Below are 17,327 nucleotides of genomic sequence, written 5' to 3' on the forward strand. Positions count from 1 at the left end.
ACCTGATTGACGGACACAGAATGGTGCGATTTCCTTACCCGCGTTTGGCTTACTTGTTCGATGCTTTGCAAACCGAGACTTTGCCGCAGGATGAGCTGGCGAAGCGTTTCGCCGTGTCTACCCGCACGGTGCGGGCGGATATCACCGCGCTGAACGAGATCCTGGACAAATACGGCGCGCGCTTCGTGCATAGCCGCGGGGCAGGCTATCGTTTGCAGGTCGATAATGCTGCGCTGTTCAGCGCCCTGCAGCATCAGGAGCGCCGCAAACACGCCACCCCGCGCAGCGCGCAGGAGCGGGTGCATTATCTGCTGGTGCGTTTTTTGACCTCAGCCTTCTCCCTCAAACTGGAAGATTTGGCTGACGAGTGGTTCGTCAGCCGCGGCACGCTGCAAAACGACATGGCTGAGGTGAGAGAGCGTCTGGCGCACTATCAATTGACGATCGAAACCAAGCCGCGTTACGGCATGAAGCTGTTCGGCGCGGAGATGGCGATCCGCGCCTGCCTGACCGACCTGCTGTTCCAGCTGCAGCTGGCCGACGCCGAGAACCCGCTGCTCAACAACGAGATCCTGCTGCAGCCGCAGGTGGCGGCGTTCGCCGGATTACTGCACCCGCTGCTGTCGCAATATGCCATTCGTCTGACCGACGAGGGCGAGCAGTACCTGATTTTCTACTGTGCGGTGGCGCTGCGGCGCATCAACGATGGCTATCCGCTGTCGGACTTCGAGGTGGAGGACGGCGACGAGGCGGTGCGCCAGGTGTCGACCCGCCTGGCGGCGGAGCTGCGTGCGGCCTCCGGCAAAGAGATCTCGATGGCCGAAGAGGCCTATCTGCGGGTCAACATCGCCGCGCGCCGCGTGCAGGACGTGCAGCCGACCGAAATCAACGCCGACGATGAAGAAGCGCTGGTGGACTACATTCTTTCCTACATCAACGCACACTATAACTACAACCTGCAGGGCGACGAGCAGCTGCGGGCCGATCTGCTTACCCATATCAAGACCATGATTACGCGGGTGAAATACCAGATCAACATCCCCAATCCGCTGTTGGCCAACATCAAGCAGCACTATCCGATGGCTTACGACGTGACGCTGGCGGCGGTCTCCAGCTGGGGCAAGTACACGCCTTATACGCTGAGCGAGAACGAAATCGGTTATCTGGTGCTGCACATCGGCGTGGGGCTGGAGCGGCATTACAACATCGGTTATGAACGCCACCCGCAGGTGATGCTGGTGTGCGACACCGGCAACTCGACGGTGCGCATGATCCAGGCGCAGATTGCGCGCAAGTACCCGCAGCTGGTGATGACGCGCATCGTCTCGCTGCGCGATTACGAGATGCTCGCGCACATCGACGAAGACTTCGTGATTTCCAACGCCCGCATCGGCGAAAAGAACAAGCCGGTGGTGGTAATGTCGCCGTTCCCGACCGATTATCAGCTGGAGCAACTGGGCAAACTGGTGCTGGTGGATCGCACCCGACCGTACATGCTGGAGAAGTTCTTCGACGCCGAGCATTTCATGGTGCTCAACGAGCCGCTGACGCAGGCGGAACTGTTCAGCCGGGTGTGCGGCCAGCTGGAGCGGGAAGGGTACGTCGGCGCGGACTTTTATCCGTCGGTGGTCGAACGCGAGGCGATCGTCTCCACGCTGCTGGGCGAAGGCATCGCGCTGCCGCACTCGCTGGGGCTGCTGGCGAAAAAAACCGTGGTGGTGACGCTACTGGCGCCGCAGGGCGTCGTCTGGGGCGAGGGCGAGGTCGCGCACGTGATTTTCCTGCTGGCGATCAGCAAGAGCGACTATGAAGAGGCGATGGCGATCTACGAGCTGTTCGTCACCTTCGTGCGTGAACGCTCAATGAGCCGCCTGCTGGGCAGCGACAGCTTCGACAGCTTCAAAGCGGTGGCGCTGGACTGCCTGAGCCGGAGTTGAGGGGCTAATCTGCTTCCGGCAGGAACAGGGCTGGGGGCAGATTGAAGCGTTTGGCCAGCGCCATAATGTGCGGAATGGTCAGCGATCTTTTGCCGTTCAGGATTTGGTTGACCAACGACTTTTTGCCGATCTCATGTTCAAAATCACTTTGGCTGAGTTGGTGCTGTTCCATCAATACGCGAAGCGCGGCCACCCCCTGCGGGAGTTGGGCGATACGCTGGTTGAATGCGGTAAATTCGGCGCTGTTGTCTTCATATTCGGCGATTTTTTTTGCCAACATGTCAATCAGCGGATGGCGTTCATCGTTTTCCAGCAGATATTCCACCAATTCGAGCGCTTCTCGGTAGTCTTGCTGAGCGTGGCTGCCCTGCAATAAGGGTACGGCGCGCAGTAGCGCATCGGCCGCCTTAATGGCATCTGTAATCATGACGAACTCCTTCGATAGTGCTGCATCAGCTTGTCGTATTCGGCGTGGCTAACGATATGCTTTATGAAGACTTTCTGTGTCTCGAAGCTGGCAAAGAACAAGATCCGCAGGTGGTTGCCGCCGACGTCAATGACCCACCATTTCTCTTTGTACTTCATACGATCGAGCGAAGGAAAAAGCGCTTTTAACTCGTCCGGCGTGCGGAACTCACCCCGTCGCAACGCTTTATAAATGGCCTCGAGAGCAGTGGCTTCATTGGGATATTGCTTCGTTGCGTTATTGAACGGTTCCCTGGAAATGATATGCATCGTTCCTTCGATTCCTACCCGGTGAACATTATAGCGACTGCCGGTGAAGTTCACAAATTGTAAACTTTCTGTTGTCCCGCAAGCAAAGCGTGGGGAAACATCCGCCTGTTGTCTGTTTTTGCGTTACACACTATTGCTATTACCGTGGTGGGGGTAAATCCATAACGTGAATTTACAGGCGGTTACGGCTGATTCTGGAAGCGGATTCGCAAAATGAGAAACGGGAGGGCTACGTTATGGGAGGGGCGGAGGCAACACATGCGCCGAGGCGACGCATGGGAAGAGTCTCAGCGACTAATCTTCATCAAACCCGGAGTTGAACAGCTCGACCACCGCCGCCAGCGCGTTGACTTCATCGGGGCCGGTCGCTTCGACTTCGATGTGCCGACCCTGGGCGGAGTCCAGCATCAGCAGCGCGATGACGCTGCTGGCTTCGGCTTCGGTGCCGCTTTCGTTGCGCAGCATCACTTCGGCGTCGAAGCTTTGCACCAGTTCGAACAGTTTCATCGCCGGGCGCGCGTGCATGCCCAGCTTGTTTTTGATTTCAACCGTCTGTTTGACCGTCATTGCTTGCGCTTTTCCAGCGTGCGGTGGCGCGATTGCACGTTCTTGCCGCGCGAGCGGAAGTAATCGGCCAGCTGTTCCGCCACGTACACCGAACGGTGTTTGCCGCCGGTACAGCCGATGGCGACCGTCAGGTAGCTGCGATTGTTGGTTTCCAGCATCGGCAGCCACTGTTCCAGATAGCTGCGGGTCTGGTAAATGAAGTTATGCACTTCGGTATGGCGATCGAGGAACGACGCTACCGGCTTGTCCAGACCGGTCATCGGCCGCAGCTTCGGATCCCAGTGCGGGTTAGGCAGGAAGCGCACGTCGAACACGTAGTCGGCGTCGATCGGAATGCCGTGCTTGAAGCCGAAGGATTCGAACACCATCGTCAGTTCGCGCTCGCGCTTGCCGAGCAGGCGGGTGCGCAGCATTTCGGCCAGTTCGTGCACCGACATTTCCGAGGTGTCGATAATCAGGTCAGCCCGCGAGCGCAGCGGTTCGAGCAGATCGCTCTCTTCGTCGATCGCGCTTTCCAGCGACAGGTTTTTGCTGGAGAGCGGGTGCAGGCGGCGGGTGTCACTGTAACGGCGGATCAGCGTGTTGCGATCGGCGTCGAGGAACAGCAGCTGCGGCGAGAAGCTGTCCGGCAGCTGAGTCATCGCGTATTCGAACACTTCCGGCGATTCCGGCATGTTGCGCACGTCGATGCTGACCGCCGCGGAGATATTGCGTTCCGCCAGCGTATTGGCGAGCTGCGGCAGCAGAACCACCGGCAGGTTGTCAACGCAGTAAAAACCCATGTCTTCCAGCGCCCGCAAGGCGACGGATTTTCCGGAACCGGAACGGCCGCTGACAATCATCAGCACCATGTGGCAACTCCCCTGGCATCGCGGCGGCGTTCATCGCCACCGTTAAACTTTGTTATTCCGGCCGCAGCCGGATCCATCATCGTAAAACAGTATCGTTATCCGGGCTGGAAGTCACGCCGGCCGGGCATCACTCGGTGATGATTTGGTAAAGTTCTTCGTCGCTCTGCGCGGCGCGCAGGCGGCGGCATACGGTTTTGTCTGCCAGGCGTTTGGCGACCAGCGACAGCGTATGCAAATGGGTTTTGCACTGATCGGCAGGCACCAGCAGCGCAAACAGCAGGTCGACCGGCTGATTGTCGATAGCGTCGAAAGCGATGGGTTGGTCGAGACGGATAAACACGCCAACGGCCCGCAGTGTGTCCTCTTCCAGTTTGCCGTGGGGAATGGCGATACCGTTGCCGATACCGGTGCTACCCATGCGCTCCCGGGTGAGAACCGCGTCAAACACCACCTGCGAAGGCAGATTGAGCTGTTTGGCGGCCAGTTCGCTGATAATTTCCAAAGCCCGCTTCTTGCTGGTGCAGTGTACCGAGCTTTTGGTGCACTCGATGTTTAACACCGAGCTTAATTGCATATATTCGTTGTTCATCTCATCTTCACTTAAAACCGCGCCGCCGGGCGAACCCGGCAAGGCGGTTTTTCGTCGGTTTTGACCCTGATTACCGTTCGGCGCGTCACCCATGCGGGTCACGCGCCGAAGGGAGAGGTGGCGACGGATGCCGCCTCACGGAATGGGTCAGGGTGTCAGTGTTGCTTCAATTTGTCTTTATGTTTGTTCAATTGACGTGCCAATTTGTCGATCAGCGTATCAATTGCGGCATACATATTCTCGTCTTCCGAGGTGGCGTGCAACTCGCCTCCATTCACGTGCACCGTTGCTTCCGCAATTTGCTGCACTTTTTCCACACTTAATACAACATACACCTGATTGATGCGATCAAAATACTGTTCGAGTTTGGCGAACTTGTTGTTCACGAACTCGCGCAACGGATCGGTGATTTCGATGTGGTGTCCGGTAATGTTGAGCTGCATAGTGTCTTCCTTCTCAATAGAGGTCAAACCAACTGTTTGCGTTGGTTCGACGGCGGGATGGACAAAGACTCTCGGTACTTGGCGACGGTGCGCCGGGCCACGATGATCCCCTGATCGGCGAGCAGGGTGGCCAGCTTGCTGTCGCTGAGTGGTTTGGCGGGGTTTTCCGCCGCAATCAATTTCTTCACCAACGCGCGGATCGCCGTCGAGGAGGCTTCGCCGCCGCTGTCGGTATTCACGTGGCTGGAGAAGAAATATTTCAATTCGAAAATGCCGCGCGGGCTGTGCAGAAACTTCTGCGTGGTGACGCGCGAGATCGTCGATTCATGCATCTCCACGGCCTGGGCGATATCCGCCAGCACCATGGGCTTCATAAACTCTTCGCCTTGCTCGAAGAACGCCTGCTGCTGATCGACGATGCAGCGGGTGACCTTCAGCAACGTCTCGTTGCGGCTCTCCAGGCTTTTAATCAGCCACTTGGCTTCCTGAAGGTTGCTGCGGATGAACTGGCCGTCGGCTTCGCTGCGGGCGCTGTTGCCCAGCGCGGCGTACTGCTGATTGATCTTCAAACGCGGCACGCTGTCGCTGTTGAGCTCGACCGTCCATTTGTTCTGCGTCTTGCGCACTAGCACGTCCGGAATGACGTATTCCGATTCGCCGGTATTGATTGACTGGCCCGGGCGCGGATCGAGCGACTGAATCAGCAGCATCGCTTCTTTCAGTGTATCTTCTTTTAGCCGGGTTGATCGCATCAGGCTGCGAAAGTCGTGGTTGGCCAACAGATCCAGATGCTCGCTGATGATCAGCCGCGCTTCGGCCAGATAAGGCGTATCTTTGGCGTATTGGGAGAGCTGCACCAGCAGGCAATCGCGCAGATCGCGCGCGGCGACGCCGATCGGATCAAAACGCTGCACGCGCTTCAGCACCGCCTCGACTTCCTCGAGGGTCACGTTCTCGTCGCCCAGGCTTTCCAGAATGTCTTCCAGCGGGACGGTGAGATAGCCGGTGTCATCCACCGCGTCGACGATGGAGGTGGCGATGGCGGCGTCGGTATCGGAAAACGGCGTCAGATCCACCTGCCACATCAGATAATCCTGCAGCGTTTGGGTGGTCTCGCCCTGATAGACCGGCAGCTCGTCGTCGCTGTAGTCGGTGCCGGTGCCGGACGGCGTGCCCGCGGTATAGATTTCATCCCAGGTGGCGTCCAGCGGCAGCTCTTCCGGCATGTCTTTCTGCTCCAAGGCCTCGCGGGTATCGAGCCCCTCGGTCTCCTGGGTTTCTTTGGCGTCGATTTCGTCGTGCAGATCGGTCTGTTCAAGCAGCGGATTGCTCTCCAGCGCCAGCTGGATCTCTTGCTGAAGCTCAAGCGTGGACAACTGCAGCAGGCGGATCGCCTGCTGGAGCTGAGGTGTCATGGCCAGCTGTTGGCTGAGCCTGAGTTGCAAACCTTGCTTCATAGTTTTCTGTCTACTTCCGTTAACGGTGTCGTCCCGCAGGACGCGCCGGCGCTTAGAGGCGGAACTCTTCGCCCAGATAAACGCGTTTAACCTGCTCGTCGGCCAGAATAGCATCCGGCGTGCCGTGGGCAATCAGTTTGCCTTGGCTGACGATGTAGGCGCGTTCACATACGTCCAGCGTCTCGCGCACGTTGTGGTCGGTGATCAGCACGCCCAGGCCGCTGTCACGCAGGTGCTCGATGATTTTCTTGATATCGATAACGGAAATTGGATCCACCCCGGCGAAGGGTTCGTCCAGCAGAATGAATTTCGGGTTGGCCGCCAGCGCGCGGGCGATTTCGACGCGGCGGCGTTCACCGCCGGACAGCGCCTGGCCGAGGCTGTCGCGCAGATGGGAGATATGGAACTCTTCCATCAGCTCTTTGGCGCGGTCTTCGCGCTGTTCGCTGGTGAGATCGGGACGGATCTCCAACACCGCCATCAGGTTGTCGTACACGCTCAGGCGGCGGAAGATCGACGCTTCCTGCGGCAGGTAACCGATGCCGCGGCGCGCACGGGCGTGCAGCGGCAACAGGCTGATGTCTTCCTCGTCGATCACGATGCGCCCGGCGTCGCGCGGCACGATGCCGACCACCATGTAGAAGGTGGTGGTTTTACCGGCGCCGTTCGGGCCGAGCAGGCCGACGATCTCGCCGGATTTCACTTTCAGGCTGACGTCTTCGACAACTTTACGGCCCTTGTAGGCTTTCGCCAGGTTTTCTGCGATGAGTGTTGCCATAAGTGATTAGTTACTCTTTTTTTGCCCGTTTTTGTCTTGCAACTGCGACGGTACCAGAACCGTTGTCACGCGTTTGCCTTTGTCGCTAAACGCCTGCATTTGCTGCTGTTGCACCAGATAGGTGATGCGATCGCCTTTCACGTTGCTGTCGAGCTGCTCCAGATAGGCGTTGCCCGTCAGGGTCACCAGCTGGGTCGCCACGTCGTAACGCACTTTCTGCGCGTGGCCTTTGACCGGCTTGCCGCTGTCCTGCATCTGGTAGAAGGTTACCGGGTTGCCGAACGCTTCAATATAGGTCTTATTCTGATCTCCGCCCGGACGGGTGACCACCACCTTGTCAGCGCGGATATCGATGGTGCCCTGTTTGATCACCACGTTGTCAGTAAAGGTGCTGACGTTGCTTTGCATATCCAACGACTGCTTGAGCGAGTCGATGCTGACCGGCTGGCTGGAGTCGGATTTCAGCGCCAGAGCAGGGGCGCTGGCGGCCAAAACTAAGCTGCCGATCAACAGATTACGGAGTTGGTTTTTGGTTCTGGATTTCATAGTTGGTCTTAACCTTATCAATCAGCTCAGCGGTTTTGGTCCGCAGGTTCCCACGCATTTTCATGCCGTTAGAGGTAAAATTGGTCCCGTAAAGCGTGACTTCGTCATCGGAGGTGACGTCCTGGGTGACCAGGTTTACCTGAGCGTTGTCCGTCTTAATTTTTTCCAGCTGCGAGGTGGTGGTCAGGCTGTTTACCTCGACGTGGCCATACAGATACAGCATCCGGTCTTTTGTCAGTTTGGCGCGATCGGCGCGAACTGACCAGGTGGCCACCGCATTCTCGTCGAACAGCGTCATCACCGGCTGGGTGAACCAGCTCAGCTCGCCGGCGGTGTAATACTTCGCGTCTTCCGCCACCAGCTTATAATTCAGTTTACCGGCCGGATTGTACACCACGGTGACCGTGTGCTGGCTCTGGTAGGTCGGATCCTGATCGTTAGCCGGGCCAGGAGCCGTATCGTCGCTGAAGTCCGTCATGTTCCAGCCGATCAGCGCCAGAACGATCACCGTCAACAGGATGGTGATCCAAAGTTTGGTTTTACTCATATCGACAGCCCTTTGGCGTCCTCCAGCTTATTTTGAGCCAAAAGAATGATGTCGCACAGTTCGCGCACCGCGCCGCGGCCGCCGGCAATGCGGGTGACGTAGTGGGCTCGCGGCGTCAGCAGCGGATGGGCGTCCGCGACCGCGACCGCCAGGCCCACCTGCGCCATCACCGGCCAGTCGATCAGGTCATCGCCGATATAGGCGACCTGATCCGCCGTTAACGACAGTTTATCCAACAGTTCGCGGAAGGCCAAAAGCTTATCGGATTGCCCCTGATACAGATGGGCGATGCCGAGCGTTTGCGCGCGGTCTTCCAGCAGCTTGGCGGAGCGACCGGTAATGATCGCCACCTCGATGTCGGAGGTTTTCAGACAGCGGATGCCGTAACCGTCGCGCACGTTGAACGCCTTCAATTCTTCACCGTTGTTGCCCATGAAGATCAGGCCGTCCGACAGTACGCCGTCAACATCGCAAATCAACAGGCGGATGTTCCCGGCACGCGCCATAACCTCTTGTTCTACCGGCCCGTAGCAGGTTTCTACCATACCCATTCCGTTCTATTCCTTAATTAAACGACGCCGGCGCGCAGCATGTCATGCATATGTACCACACCCAGCAACTGGTCGCCATCGGCAACCAGCAGTGCGGTGATGTGGCGTTGCTGCATCAGATTCAGCGCATCGACCGCCAGGATGTTGGGACGCACCCGCACGCCGCCCGGCGTCATGACATCGGCGATCTTGGCTTCGTGCAGGTTGATGCCCATATCGAACACCCGGCGCAGGTCGCCATCGGTAAAGATGCCGGCGATTTTCATCAGATCGTCGCAGATCACCGTCAGACCCAGATTTTTGCGGGTGATTTCCAGCAGCGCGTCGCGCAATGAGGCGTCGGCGCTGACGTGGGGCATTTCGTCGCCGCTGTGCATGATATCGCTAACCCGCAGCAGCAGCTTGCGGCCGAGTGCGCCGCCCGGATGCGACAGTGCGAAATCTTCCGGCGTGAAACCGCGCGCCTTCAGCAGCGCGACGGCCAACGCATCGCCCATCACCAGCGTGGCGGTGGTGCTGGTGGTCGGCGCCAGCCCCAGCGGGCAGGCCTCCTGCGGCACCTTGATGCACAGGTGGATGTCCGCCGCCTTGCCCATCGAACTTTCCGGATTGTTGGTCATGCAGATGAGGGTGATCCGCTGCCGTTTCAACACCGGGATCAGCGCCAGGATCTCGCTGGACTCACCGGAGTTGGAGATGGCGAGCACGATATCCTGCGGAGTGACCATGCCCAAATCGCCATGGCTGGCTTCCGCCGGGTGAACGAAGAATGAGGGGGTGCCGGTGCTGGCGAAGGTCGCGGCGATCTTGCAGCCGATATGGCCGGATTTGCCCATGCCCATCACCACCACTTTGCCGCCGCAGGCGGCGATCGTTTCGCAGGCGCGGGTGAAGTCTGCGTTGATGTAGCTGTCGAGCTGAGCCAGCCCGTCACGCTCTATCTGAAGCACTTCTTTGCCGGCCTGTTGAAAATCGAAGCCCGGTTGCAACTCAATGTTCGACATACTCATTCCCGTCGGTTTAGCCGAAAGTACTGAAAGGGTTAAAGAACAGCACCGCAAGATACGCAATAAAGCCGCATAATAACAGCGCGCCGGCCAGGTGGCCGATGCGGTGTTTGCGGCCGATGCACAGCACGCTCAGCAGCACGCTGGCCGCCAGCATCACCCAGTAATCGCGCTGGAAGGCGGCGGCGTCCACGCTGCCCGGCGACAGCAGGGCGGGGACGCCCAGCACGATCACCGTGTTGAAAATATTGGAGCCGATGATATTGCCAATCGCCATATCATCTTCGCCCTTTAATGCTCCGGCGATGGACGTGGCCAGTTCGGGCAGGCTGGTGCCGATGGCGATAATGGTCAAGCCGACCACCAGTTCGCTCAGGCCGAAATAGTGCGCGATCACCGTCGCGTTATCGACCACCATTCTGGAAGAGAGCGGCAGAATGATAAACGCCAGCACCAGCCACAGCACCGCCACGGTATTGCTGCTGTCCTGCGGCAGTTCGGCGATCTGCTCCATGGTCAGGCTGTCGCTGCCCTCGCGCTGCGCCAGCCGGGCGATTTTCAGCATCAGCAGGATGAAACCGGCGGCGGCGGTCAGCAGCAGCACGCCGTCCAGCCTGCTCAGGGTGCCGTCCATCAACACGAAACCGCACAATACTGTGACCGCTAACATCAGCGGCAGTTCGCGCCGCAGTATTTCCGATCGTGCAGCCAGCGGGTGAATCAGCGCTGCGACGCCCAGGATCAATAAAATGTTGGTGATGTTGGAACCTAATACGTTGCCAACGGCCATATCTATCTGCCCGTTCAGCGCGGCGGTGGTGGACACGATCAGCTCCGGCAGTGAAGTGCCGATGCCGACGATGGTCATGCCGATGATCAACGGCGGCACGCCAAGCGAACGGGAAATCACGGCAGCACCATAAACTAAGCGGTCTGCACCATACACCAGTAGAAATAAACCAACGATTAATAATGCTATTGCGAGAAACATGCAGGGTCCTTTGTCGGGTATTATCCCGGTTCGTTGGTTAAAGCCGTCAATGCGGCGGTATTGCTTGCCCTCCGGTGCGTGCGCTTGAGCGCAGCAACGGTTTTTCCCGGCTAATTGTTGAACACTTTCGTTTTTTTTCGTTATGGCGCCAATTTTGACCGGGTGGCGCGGAAAAGTAAAACCAATGGCATCATTGGTTGCGAAATGGCAGTAAGTTTTTGTAAAGATGAGACGGATTGCGCCCATTGCTTTAACATCACGGGTAGATTCAGCAAAAGATGAGTCGTAAAGGGTCCATTAACATGCTCCAAAAGGCAGATAATTTGGTCGAAGTGCGCGACATGAGCTTCTCGCGCGGCGACCGGCGGATATTTGAAGACATCAACCTGACGGTGCCTCGCGGTAAGATCACGGCGATTATGGGGCCGTCGGGCATCGGCAAAACCACGCTGCTGCGTCTGATCGGCGGTCAGCTGACGCCGGACCGCGGGGAGATTTGGTTTGACGGCGACAACATTCCCGCGTTGTCCCGCCGTCAGTTGTACGACGCGCGCAAAAAGATGAGCATGCTGTTCCAGTCGGGCGCGCTGTTCACCGATTTGACCGTATTCGAAAACGTGGCCTACCCGTTGCGTGAGCACAGCAACCTGCCTGAGCCCCTGCTGCGCAGCACGGTGCTGATGAAGCTGGAAGCGGTCGGGCTGCGCGGCGCGGCGCAGCTGATGCCCAATGAACTCTCCGGCGGCATGGCGCGCCGGGCGGCGTTGGCGCGCGCGATCGCGCTGGACCCGGAAATGATCATGTTCGACGAACCTTTCGTCGGCCAGGATCCGATCACCATGGGGGTGCTGGTCAAGCTGATCGACGAGTTGAACCATGCGCTGGGCATTACCTGCATCGTGGTGTCGCACGACGTGCCGGAGGTGCTGAGCATCGCCGACTACGCCTATATTGTGGCCGATCACCGGGTGATTGCCGAAGGCACCACGCAGCAATTGCAGAACAATCCTGATGCGCGCGTGCGCCAGTTCCTGGATGGTATAGCGGATGGACCGGTGCCGTTCCGCTATCCGGCCGGGGATTATCAGACTGAACTGCTAGGCTTAGGGAGTAAATAAGCTCATGTTATTAAGAGCGTTAGCGTCTCTGGGGCGCAGTGGCATCAACACCAGCGCCAGCTTCGGCCGCGCCGGGTTGATGCTGTTCAACGCGTTGATTGGCCGGCCGGAACCCGGCAAGCAGTGGCCGCTGTTGTTGAAACAGCTCTACAGCGTCGGCGTGCAGTCGCTGCTGATCATCATGGTTTCCGGGCTGTTTATCGGCATGGTGCTGGGCCTGCAGGGCTATATCGTGCTCACCACCTACAGCGCCGAGGCCAGCCTCGGCATGATGGTGGCGCTGTCGCTGCTGCGTGAACTGGGACCGGTGGTGACGGCGCTGCTGTTCGCCGGCCGCGCCGGTTCCGCGCTCACGGCGGAAATCGGCCTGATGAAGGCGACGGAACAGATCTCCAGCCTGGAAATGATGGCGGTCGATCCGCTGCGGCGCATCGTGGCGCCGCGTTTCTGGGCGGGGATGATCAGCATGCCGCTGCTGACCATCATCTTCGTGGCGATCGGTATTTGGGGTGGCTCGGTGGTCGGCGTGGATTGGAAGGGCATCGACAGCGGCTTCTTCTGGTCGGCGATGCAAGGCGCCGTAGAGTGGAAAAAAGATCTGCTCAACTGCCTGATCAAGAGCGTGGTGTTCGCCATTACCGTAACCTGGATTGCCATTTTCAACGGGTATGACGCCGTGCCTACCTCTGAAGGGATTAGCCGGGCGACGACGCGTACCGTGGTGCATTCGTCACTGGCGGTGTTGGGATTGGATTTCGTGCTGACCGCACTGATGTTTGGGAATTGATTCGATGCAAACGAAGAAGAGTGAAATCTGGGTTGGGGCATTCATGCTGATCGCGCTGTGCGCCATCGTGTTTATCTGCCTGCAGGTGGCGAACCTTAAATCGATCGGCAGCGAGCCGACCTACCGCGTTTACGCGACGTTCGACAATATCGGTGGCCTGAAACCGCGTTCGCCGGTGAAGATCGGCGGCGTGGTGATCGGCCGCGTGGCGGACATCGAACTCGATCCGAAAACCTACACGCCGCGCGTGGCGCTCGATATCCAGAAAAAGTACGACGAAATCCCGGATACCAGTTCGCTGGCGATCCGCACCTCCGGCCTGCTGGGCGAGCAATATCTGGCGCTTAACGTGGGCTTCGAAGATCCTGATATGGGCACCACCATTCTGAAAGACGGCGGCACCATTCAGGACACTAAATCAGCCATGGTTCTGGAAGATCTGATCGGCCAGTTCCTGTATAAAAGCGGCGGTCAGGACAGCGCCAAACCGGGAGACGCGGCCGCTGAGCCGGCTGCCGGCGCTGCACCGCAACCCGCTGTTCCAAATCATTAAGAGAGGATACCTGCATGTTTAAACGTTTACTGATGGTGGCTCTGCTGGTGGTTGCGCCGCTGGCGAGCGCAGCCGACCAAACCAATCCTTACAGCATGATGCAAGACGCGGCGCAGAAGACCTTCAGCCGTTTGAAGAACGAACAGCCGAAGATCAAGCAGGACCCGAACTACCTGCGCTCCATCGTGCATCAGGAACTGATGCCGTTCGTGCAGGTGAAATACGCCGGCGCGCTGGTGCTGGGCCGTTACTACAAAGATGCGACGCCTGCGCAGCGCGAAGCTTACTTCACCGCTTTCCAGGCTTACCTGGAGCAGGCTTACGGCCAGGCGCTGGCGATGTACCACGGCCAGACTTACCAGATCGCGCCTGAACAGCCGCTGGGCAACGCCGACATCGTGGCCATTCGCGTCACCATCATCGACAACGGCGGCCGCCCGCCGGTGCGCCTGGATTTCCAATGGCGCAAGAACAGCAAAACCGGCTACTGGCAGGCGTATGACATGATCGCCGAAGGCGTCAGCATGATCACCACCAAGCAAAACGAGTGGGCGTCTACGCTGCGTACTCAGGGCATCGACGGCCTGACCAAACAGCTGCAGGCCGCTGCCGCGCAGCCCATCTCGCTGGACAAGAAAAACTGATGTCGGCAGCGCTCAGCTTCGAATCAGAGCAGCAGACGCTGATCCTGCGCGGTGAACTGGACCGTGAAACGCTGCTGCCGTTGTGGCGGCAGCGCGGCGCGCTGATGGCGGATAAAACCGCGATCGACGTGGCGCAACTGCAGCGCGTGGACTCCTCCGGGCTGGCGCTGTTGCTGCATCTGCAGGAAGAGCAGCGCCAACGCGGCGTCGCGCTAAAAATTTTCGGCGTCACCGAGCGTCTGAAAACGCTGATCGCGCTCTACAACCTGCAGGCGATAATGCCTGTCGATACCGCCGGTTAGCGGCGTTTTACACCGCCTTTGCGTGGTTAAACGATACAAAGCCTCTGTTATGCAGGGGCTTTTTCTTTAGTTTAAGAAAACATCGTATTCCACTAAGATACTAGGCTGTTTATGATCCTTTAGCGGCAGAACTGGATACTATGGAAACCAACGAGATTAAAGACGTGCTGATGCAGGCATTGGCACTGGATGAAGCGCACGTGACGGGCGACGGCAGCCATTTTCAAGCGATCGTGGTCGGCGAACTGTTCGCCGGCATGAGCCGCGTCAAAAAACAGCAGACGGTTTACGCACCGCTGATGGAATACATTGCGGACAACCGCATTCATGCCTTGTCTATCAAGGCGTACACCCCTGAAGAGTGGCAGCGAGACCGCAAACTCAACGGATTTTAAGGCTGTTTGCCCTGCCGGGCGGGCAGCTTCAGATTAGATAACAGAGAGTAGTCAGATGGATAAATTTCGTGTGCAGGGTCGGACCCGCCTGAGCGGTGAAGTGTCTATTTCCGGGGCCAAAAACGCCGCCCTGCCGATCCTGTTCGCCGCCCTGTTGGCGGAAGAGCCGGTCGAGCTGCAGAATGTCCCCAAGCTGAAGGACATCGACACCACCATTAAACTGCTCAGCCAGTTGGGCACCAAGATTGAGCGCAACGGTTCGGTCTTCGTGGACGCCAGCGGCGTGAACGAGTTTTGCGCGCCTTACGATCTGGTGAAAACCATGCGCGCTTCCATCTGGGCGCTGGGGCCGCTGGTGGCACGTTTCGGCCGCGGCCAGGTTTCCCTGCCGGGCGGCTGCGCGATCGGCGCGCGTCCGGTCGATCTGCACATCACCGGCCTGGAGCAGTTGGGTGCCGAGATCAAGCTGGAAGAAGGTTACGTCAAGGCGTCCGTCGATGGCCGTCTGAAAGGCGCGCACATCGTGATGGACAAGGTGAGCGTGGGCGCGACCGTGACCATCATGAGCGCCGCGACCCTGGCAACCGGCACGACCGTTATCGAGAACGCCGCGCGTGAGCCGGAAATTGTCGATACCGCCAACTTCCTCAATACGCTGGGCGCGAAGATCAGCGGCGCAGGCAGTGACAAGATCACCATCGAGGGCGTCGAGCGTCTGGGCGGCGGCGTGTATCGCGTGCTGCCTGACCGTATCGAGACCGGTACCTTCCTGATCGCCGCCGCGGTTTCCGGCGGCAAAGTGATGTGCCGCAACACCCGTCCGGATACGCTGGATGCGGTGCTGGCCAAGCTGCGTGAAGCCGGTGCCGATATCGAAGTGGGCGAAGACTGGATCAGCCTGGACATGCACGGCAAGCGCCCTAAAGCGGTCACCGTGCGCACCGCGCCGCACCCGGGCTTCCCGACCGACATGCAGGCCCAGTTCAGCCTGTTGAACCTGGTGGCGGAAGGCACCGGCGTTATCACCGAGACCATCTTCGAAAACCGTTTCATGCACGTGCCGGAATTGATCCGCATGGGGGCGCACGCGGAAATCGAGAGCAACACCGTGATCTGCCATGGCGTTGAACAGCTGTCCGGTGCTCAGGTGATGGCGACCGATCTGCGCGCTTCCGCCAGCCTGGTGATCGCCGGCTGCATCGCCGACGGCGTGACCGTCGTCGATCGCATCTACCATATTGATCGCGGCTATGAGCGTATTGAAGACAAGCTGCGCGCGCTGGGTGCGAACATCGAGCGTGTGAAAGGCGAGTAAGGCATTAACGCCGGCGCGGCTGCGTCGGCAGGATGAAAATCAAAGGGCCGGCTATCAATGCCGGCCCTTTTTTAATTGCTGTCTTCCGGGAATTCACCCACCGTCATTTTCAACGTAATGCGCTTGCCGTCACGCAGCACAATAACCGGTATCTCGGTGCCCGGTCTGATCTCCGCCACCTGATCCATGGTCTCCAGCACGGACACCGCCGGTTTGTTATCCACGTTGATGATGATGTCGTTGATCTGGAAGCCGGCGCTGCTCGCCGGGCCGTTCGGCGTAATCTCGGTCACGATGATGCCTTGAAGGCGATCGATGCCGGAATTGGACGAGCGCAGCGGAATGATCTCTTTGCCCTGAATGCCGAAATAGCCGCGGATGACGCGGCCGTCGCGGATCAGCTTGTCCATGATTTTGGTGGCCAGTTCGATCGGAATGGCGAAGCCGAGGCCCTCCGGCGTTTCGCCGTCGGTAATTTTGTCATAGGTCAGGGTGTTGATGCCGATCAGCTCGCCCAGCGAGTTGACCAGCGCGCCGCCGGAGTTGCCGCGGTTGATGGAGGCGTCGGTCTGCAGGAACGTCTGTCGGCCGGTGGTGCTCATACTGATGCGGCCGGTGGCGCTGAGGATGCCCTGTGTGACGGTCTGCCCCAGGTTATAGGGGTTGCCGATCGCCAGCACGACGTCGCCGACGTGGGCAACGCGATTTTTATTGGTCGGGATCACCGGCAAATTGCCGGGATCGATCTTCAGCACCGCCAAATCGGTCAGGCCGTCCGAGCCGACCAACAGCGCTTCGTAGCGGCGGCCATCCTGCAACACCACGGTGATCTGCTGAGCGTCTTTGATCACGTGGCGGTTGGTGATGATATAGCCGCGTTCATTCATGATCACGCCGGAACCGAGCGACAGCACGTTGGCGGCGCCGTTCAGGTTGCGGTTGTAAATGTTCACCACGGCGGGCGCGGCGCGGCGCACCGCTTTGTTGTAGCTCACTGGCGTTTCGTCGCTGGTGCTCTCAGGTTTGTCTGCAAACAGGCCGTTGGAAGAACGCAGCATGGGCAGTGCGGCCAACAGCAGGCCGGCAACGATGAGACCGATAACGACAGAACGCAAGAGCTTAGCAAACATGGAGTTTTCGTGGTGTGGTGAACGATGTTCGGAGGATAGCATGAGTTAACCGGGCGCAGTATGTCACCGAGCCCGGTTTTTGCA

At 58.8% G+C, this 17,327-nt stretch carries 22 protein-coding genes; 8 read left to right on the forward strand and 14 right to left on the reverse strand.

All coding sequences use genetic code 11. The features are described 5' to 3' along the window. Window positions 1–20 precede the first annotated feature (20 nt). On the forward strand, window positions 21–1,937 hold the full coding sequence (locus ACSBQV_RS16480) for a BglG family transcription antiterminator (protein ID WP_099783921.1): 1,917 nt from the start codon (window positions 21–23) through the stop codon (window positions 1,935–1,937). Window positions 1,938–1,941: 4 nt separating this feature from the next. Here the strand turns inward: ACSBQV_RS16480 and ACSBQV_RS16485 are convergent, their stop codons facing one another. The 13 genes from ACSBQV_RS16485 to ACSBQV_RS16545 all read right to left on the reverse strand — a co-directional run bounded on the left by ACSBQV_RS16485 (window position 1,942) and on the right by ACSBQV_RS16545 (window position 10,999). Then, window positions 1,942–2,364 (reverse strand): helix-turn-helix domain-containing protein, encoded by a 423-nt coding sequence (locus tag ACSBQV_RS16485; protein ID WP_033644489.1) that lies wholly within the window; start codon window positions 2,362–2,364, stop codon window positions 1,942–1,944. Then, window positions 2,361–2,672 (reverse strand): type II toxin-antitoxin system HigB family toxin, encoded by a 312-nt coding sequence (locus tag ACSBQV_RS16490; protein WP_004937033.1) that lies wholly within the window; start codon window positions 2,670–2,672, stop codon window positions 2,361–2,363. The genes ACSBQV_RS16485 and ACSBQV_RS16490 overlap by 4 nt, the downstream gene beginning before the upstream one ends. A 294-nt stretch (window positions 2,673–2,966) precedes the next feature. Then, entirely contained in the window at window positions 2,967–3,239 is a 273-nt protein-coding gene (gene npr, locus ACSBQV_RS16495) for a PTS phosphocarrier protein NPr (protein WP_004937034.1), read from the reverse strand. Further along, window positions 3,236–4,090, reverse strand: a complete 855-nt coding sequence (gene rapZ / locus ACSBQV_RS16500; protein ID WP_015379177.1) for an RNase adapter RapZ — start codon at window positions 4,088–4,090, stop codon at window positions 3,236–3,238. Before rapZ ends, npr begins: the two co-directional genes overlap by 4 nt. A 127-nt stretch (window positions 4,091–4,217) precedes the next feature. Next, window positions 4,218–4,679 carry a PTS IIA-like nitrogen regulatory protein PtsN gene (gene ptsN / locus ACSBQV_RS16505; protein ID WP_016930212.1) on the reverse strand — a complete coding sequence of 154 codons (462 nt, stop codon included), beginning with the start codon at window positions 4,677–4,679 and terminating at the stop codon, window positions 4,218–4,220. Window positions 4,680–4,834: 155 nt separating this feature from the next. Continuing rightward, entirely contained in the window at window positions 4,835–5,122 is a 288-nt protein-coding gene (hpf, locus tag ACSBQV_RS16510) for a ribosome hibernation promoting factor (RefSeq protein WP_004937038.1), read from the reverse strand. A 23-nt stretch (window positions 5,123–5,145) separates the two neighbouring features. Next, window positions 5,146–6,579, reverse strand: a complete 1,434-nt coding sequence (gene rpoN, locus ACSBQV_RS16515) for an RNA polymerase factor sigma-54 (protein WP_099783925.1) — start codon at window positions 6,577–6,579, stop codon at window positions 5,146–5,148. Between the two features lie 52 nt (window positions 6,580–6,631). After that, on the reverse strand, window positions 6,632–7,357 hold the full coding sequence (gene lptB, locus ACSBQV_RS16520; RefSeq protein ID WP_004937040.1) for an LPS export ABC transporter ATP-binding protein: 726 nt from the start codon (window positions 7,355–7,357) through the stop codon (window positions 6,632–6,634). 6 nt (window positions 7,358–7,363) lie between these two features. Further along, complete coding sequence (lptA, locus tag ACSBQV_RS16525) at window positions 7,364–7,903, reverse strand: lipopolysaccharide ABC transporter substrate-binding protein LptA (protein WP_025160121.1); 540 nt, start codon at window positions 7,901–7,903, stop codon at window positions 7,364–7,366. Further along, entirely contained in the window at window positions 7,872–8,450 is a 579-nt protein-coding gene (gene lptC, locus ACSBQV_RS16530; protein ID WP_033644491.1) for an LPS export ABC transporter periplasmic protein LptC, read from the reverse strand. The genes lptA and lptC overlap by 32 nt, the downstream gene beginning before the upstream one ends. Next, window positions 8,447–9,001 (reverse strand): 3-deoxy-manno-octulosonate-8-phosphatase KdsC, encoded by a 555-nt coding sequence (gene kdsC, locus ACSBQV_RS16535; protein WP_099783929.1) that lies wholly within the window; start codon window positions 8,999–9,001, stop codon window positions 8,447–8,449. The genes lptC and kdsC overlap by 4 nt, the downstream gene beginning before the upstream one ends. Window positions 9,002–9,018: 17 nt before the next feature. After that, a complete protein-coding gene (kdsD, locus tag ACSBQV_RS16540; protein ID WP_089197493.1) occupies window positions 9,019–10,005 on the reverse strand; it encodes an arabinose-5-phosphate isomerase KdsD in 987 nt (328 codons plus the stop codon). A 16-nt stretch (window positions 10,006–10,021) separates the two neighbouring features. After that, window positions 10,022–10,999 (reverse strand): calcium/sodium antiporter, encoded by a 978-nt coding sequence (locus ACSBQV_RS16545; protein ID WP_033644493.1) that lies wholly within the window; start codon window positions 10,997–10,999, stop codon window positions 10,022–10,024. A 302-nt stretch (window positions 11,000–11,301) separates the two neighbouring features. Here ACSBQV_RS16545 and mlaF point away from each other — a divergent pair, with 302 nt between their 5' ends. The 7 genes from mlaF to murA all read left to right on the forward strand — a co-directional run bounded on the left by mlaF (window position 11,302) and on the right by murA (window position 16,113). Further along, complete coding sequence (mlaF, locus tag ACSBQV_RS16550) at window positions 11,302–12,117, forward strand: phospholipid ABC transporter ATP-binding protein MlaF (protein ID WP_033644494.1); 816 nt, start codon at window positions 11,302–11,304, stop codon at window positions 12,115–12,117. Window positions 12,118–12,121: 4 nt separating this feature from the next. Further along, the gene (gene mlaE, locus ACSBQV_RS16555) at window positions 12,122–12,904 is read left to right on the forward strand and encodes a lipid asymmetry maintenance ABC transporter permease subunit MlaE (protein WP_033644495.1); all 783 of its coding nucleotides are present in this window, start codon (window positions 12,122–12,124) and stop codon (window positions 12,902–12,904) included. Window positions 12,905–12,908: 4 nt separating this feature from the next. Further along, entirely contained in the window at window positions 12,909–13,457 is a 549-nt protein-coding gene (gene mlaD, locus ACSBQV_RS16560) for an outer membrane lipid asymmetry maintenance protein MlaD (RefSeq protein ID WP_033644497.1), read from the forward strand. A gap of 14 nt (window positions 13,458–13,471) precedes the next feature. Continuing rightward, window positions 13,472–14,101: a phospholipid-binding protein MlaC gene (mlaC, locus tag ACSBQV_RS16565; RefSeq protein ID WP_033644498.1), complete on the forward strand. Its 630-nt coding sequence runs from the start codon at window positions 13,472–13,474 to the stop codon at window positions 14,099–14,101. Continuing rightward, window positions 14,101–14,403, forward strand: a complete 303-nt coding sequence (mlaB, locus tag ACSBQV_RS16570) for a lipid asymmetry maintenance protein MlaB (protein WP_094143378.1) — start codon at window positions 14,101–14,103, stop codon at window positions 14,401–14,403. The genes mlaC and mlaB overlap by 1 nt, the downstream gene beginning before the upstream one ends. 140 nt (window positions 14,404–14,543) lie before the next feature. Beyond that, the gene (gene ibaG, locus ACSBQV_RS16575; protein ID WP_025304370.1) at window positions 14,544–14,798 is read left to right on the forward strand and encodes a BolA family iron metabolism protein IbaG; all 255 of its coding nucleotides are present in this window, start codon (window positions 14,544–14,546) and stop codon (window positions 14,796–14,798) included. Between the two features lie 55 nt (window positions 14,799–14,853). Beyond that, window positions 14,854–16,113 carry a UDP-N-acetylglucosamine 1-carboxyvinyltransferase gene (gene murA, locus ACSBQV_RS16580; protein ID WP_019453131.1) on the forward strand — a complete coding sequence of 420 codons (1,260 nt, stop codon included), beginning with the start codon at window positions 14,854–14,856 and terminating at the stop codon, window positions 16,111–16,113. 71 nt (window positions 16,114–16,184) lie between these two features. On the opposite strand, the gene degS is transcribed toward murA, so the two are convergent. Next, window positions 16,185–17,243 (reverse strand): outer membrane-stress sensor serine endopeptidase DegS, encoded by a 1,059-nt coding sequence (gene degS, locus ACSBQV_RS16585; protein WP_033651254.1) that lies wholly within the window; start codon window positions 17,241–17,243, stop codon window positions 16,185–16,187. Window positions 17,244–17,327: the final 84 nt, after the last annotated feature.

The sequence above is a fragment of the Serratia sp. B501 genome (assembly GCF_051172315.1).
In the GTDB taxonomy this organism is placed as follows: Bacteria; Pseudomonadota; Gammaproteobacteria; order Enterobacterales; family Enterobacteriaceae; genus Serratia; species Serratia ureilytica.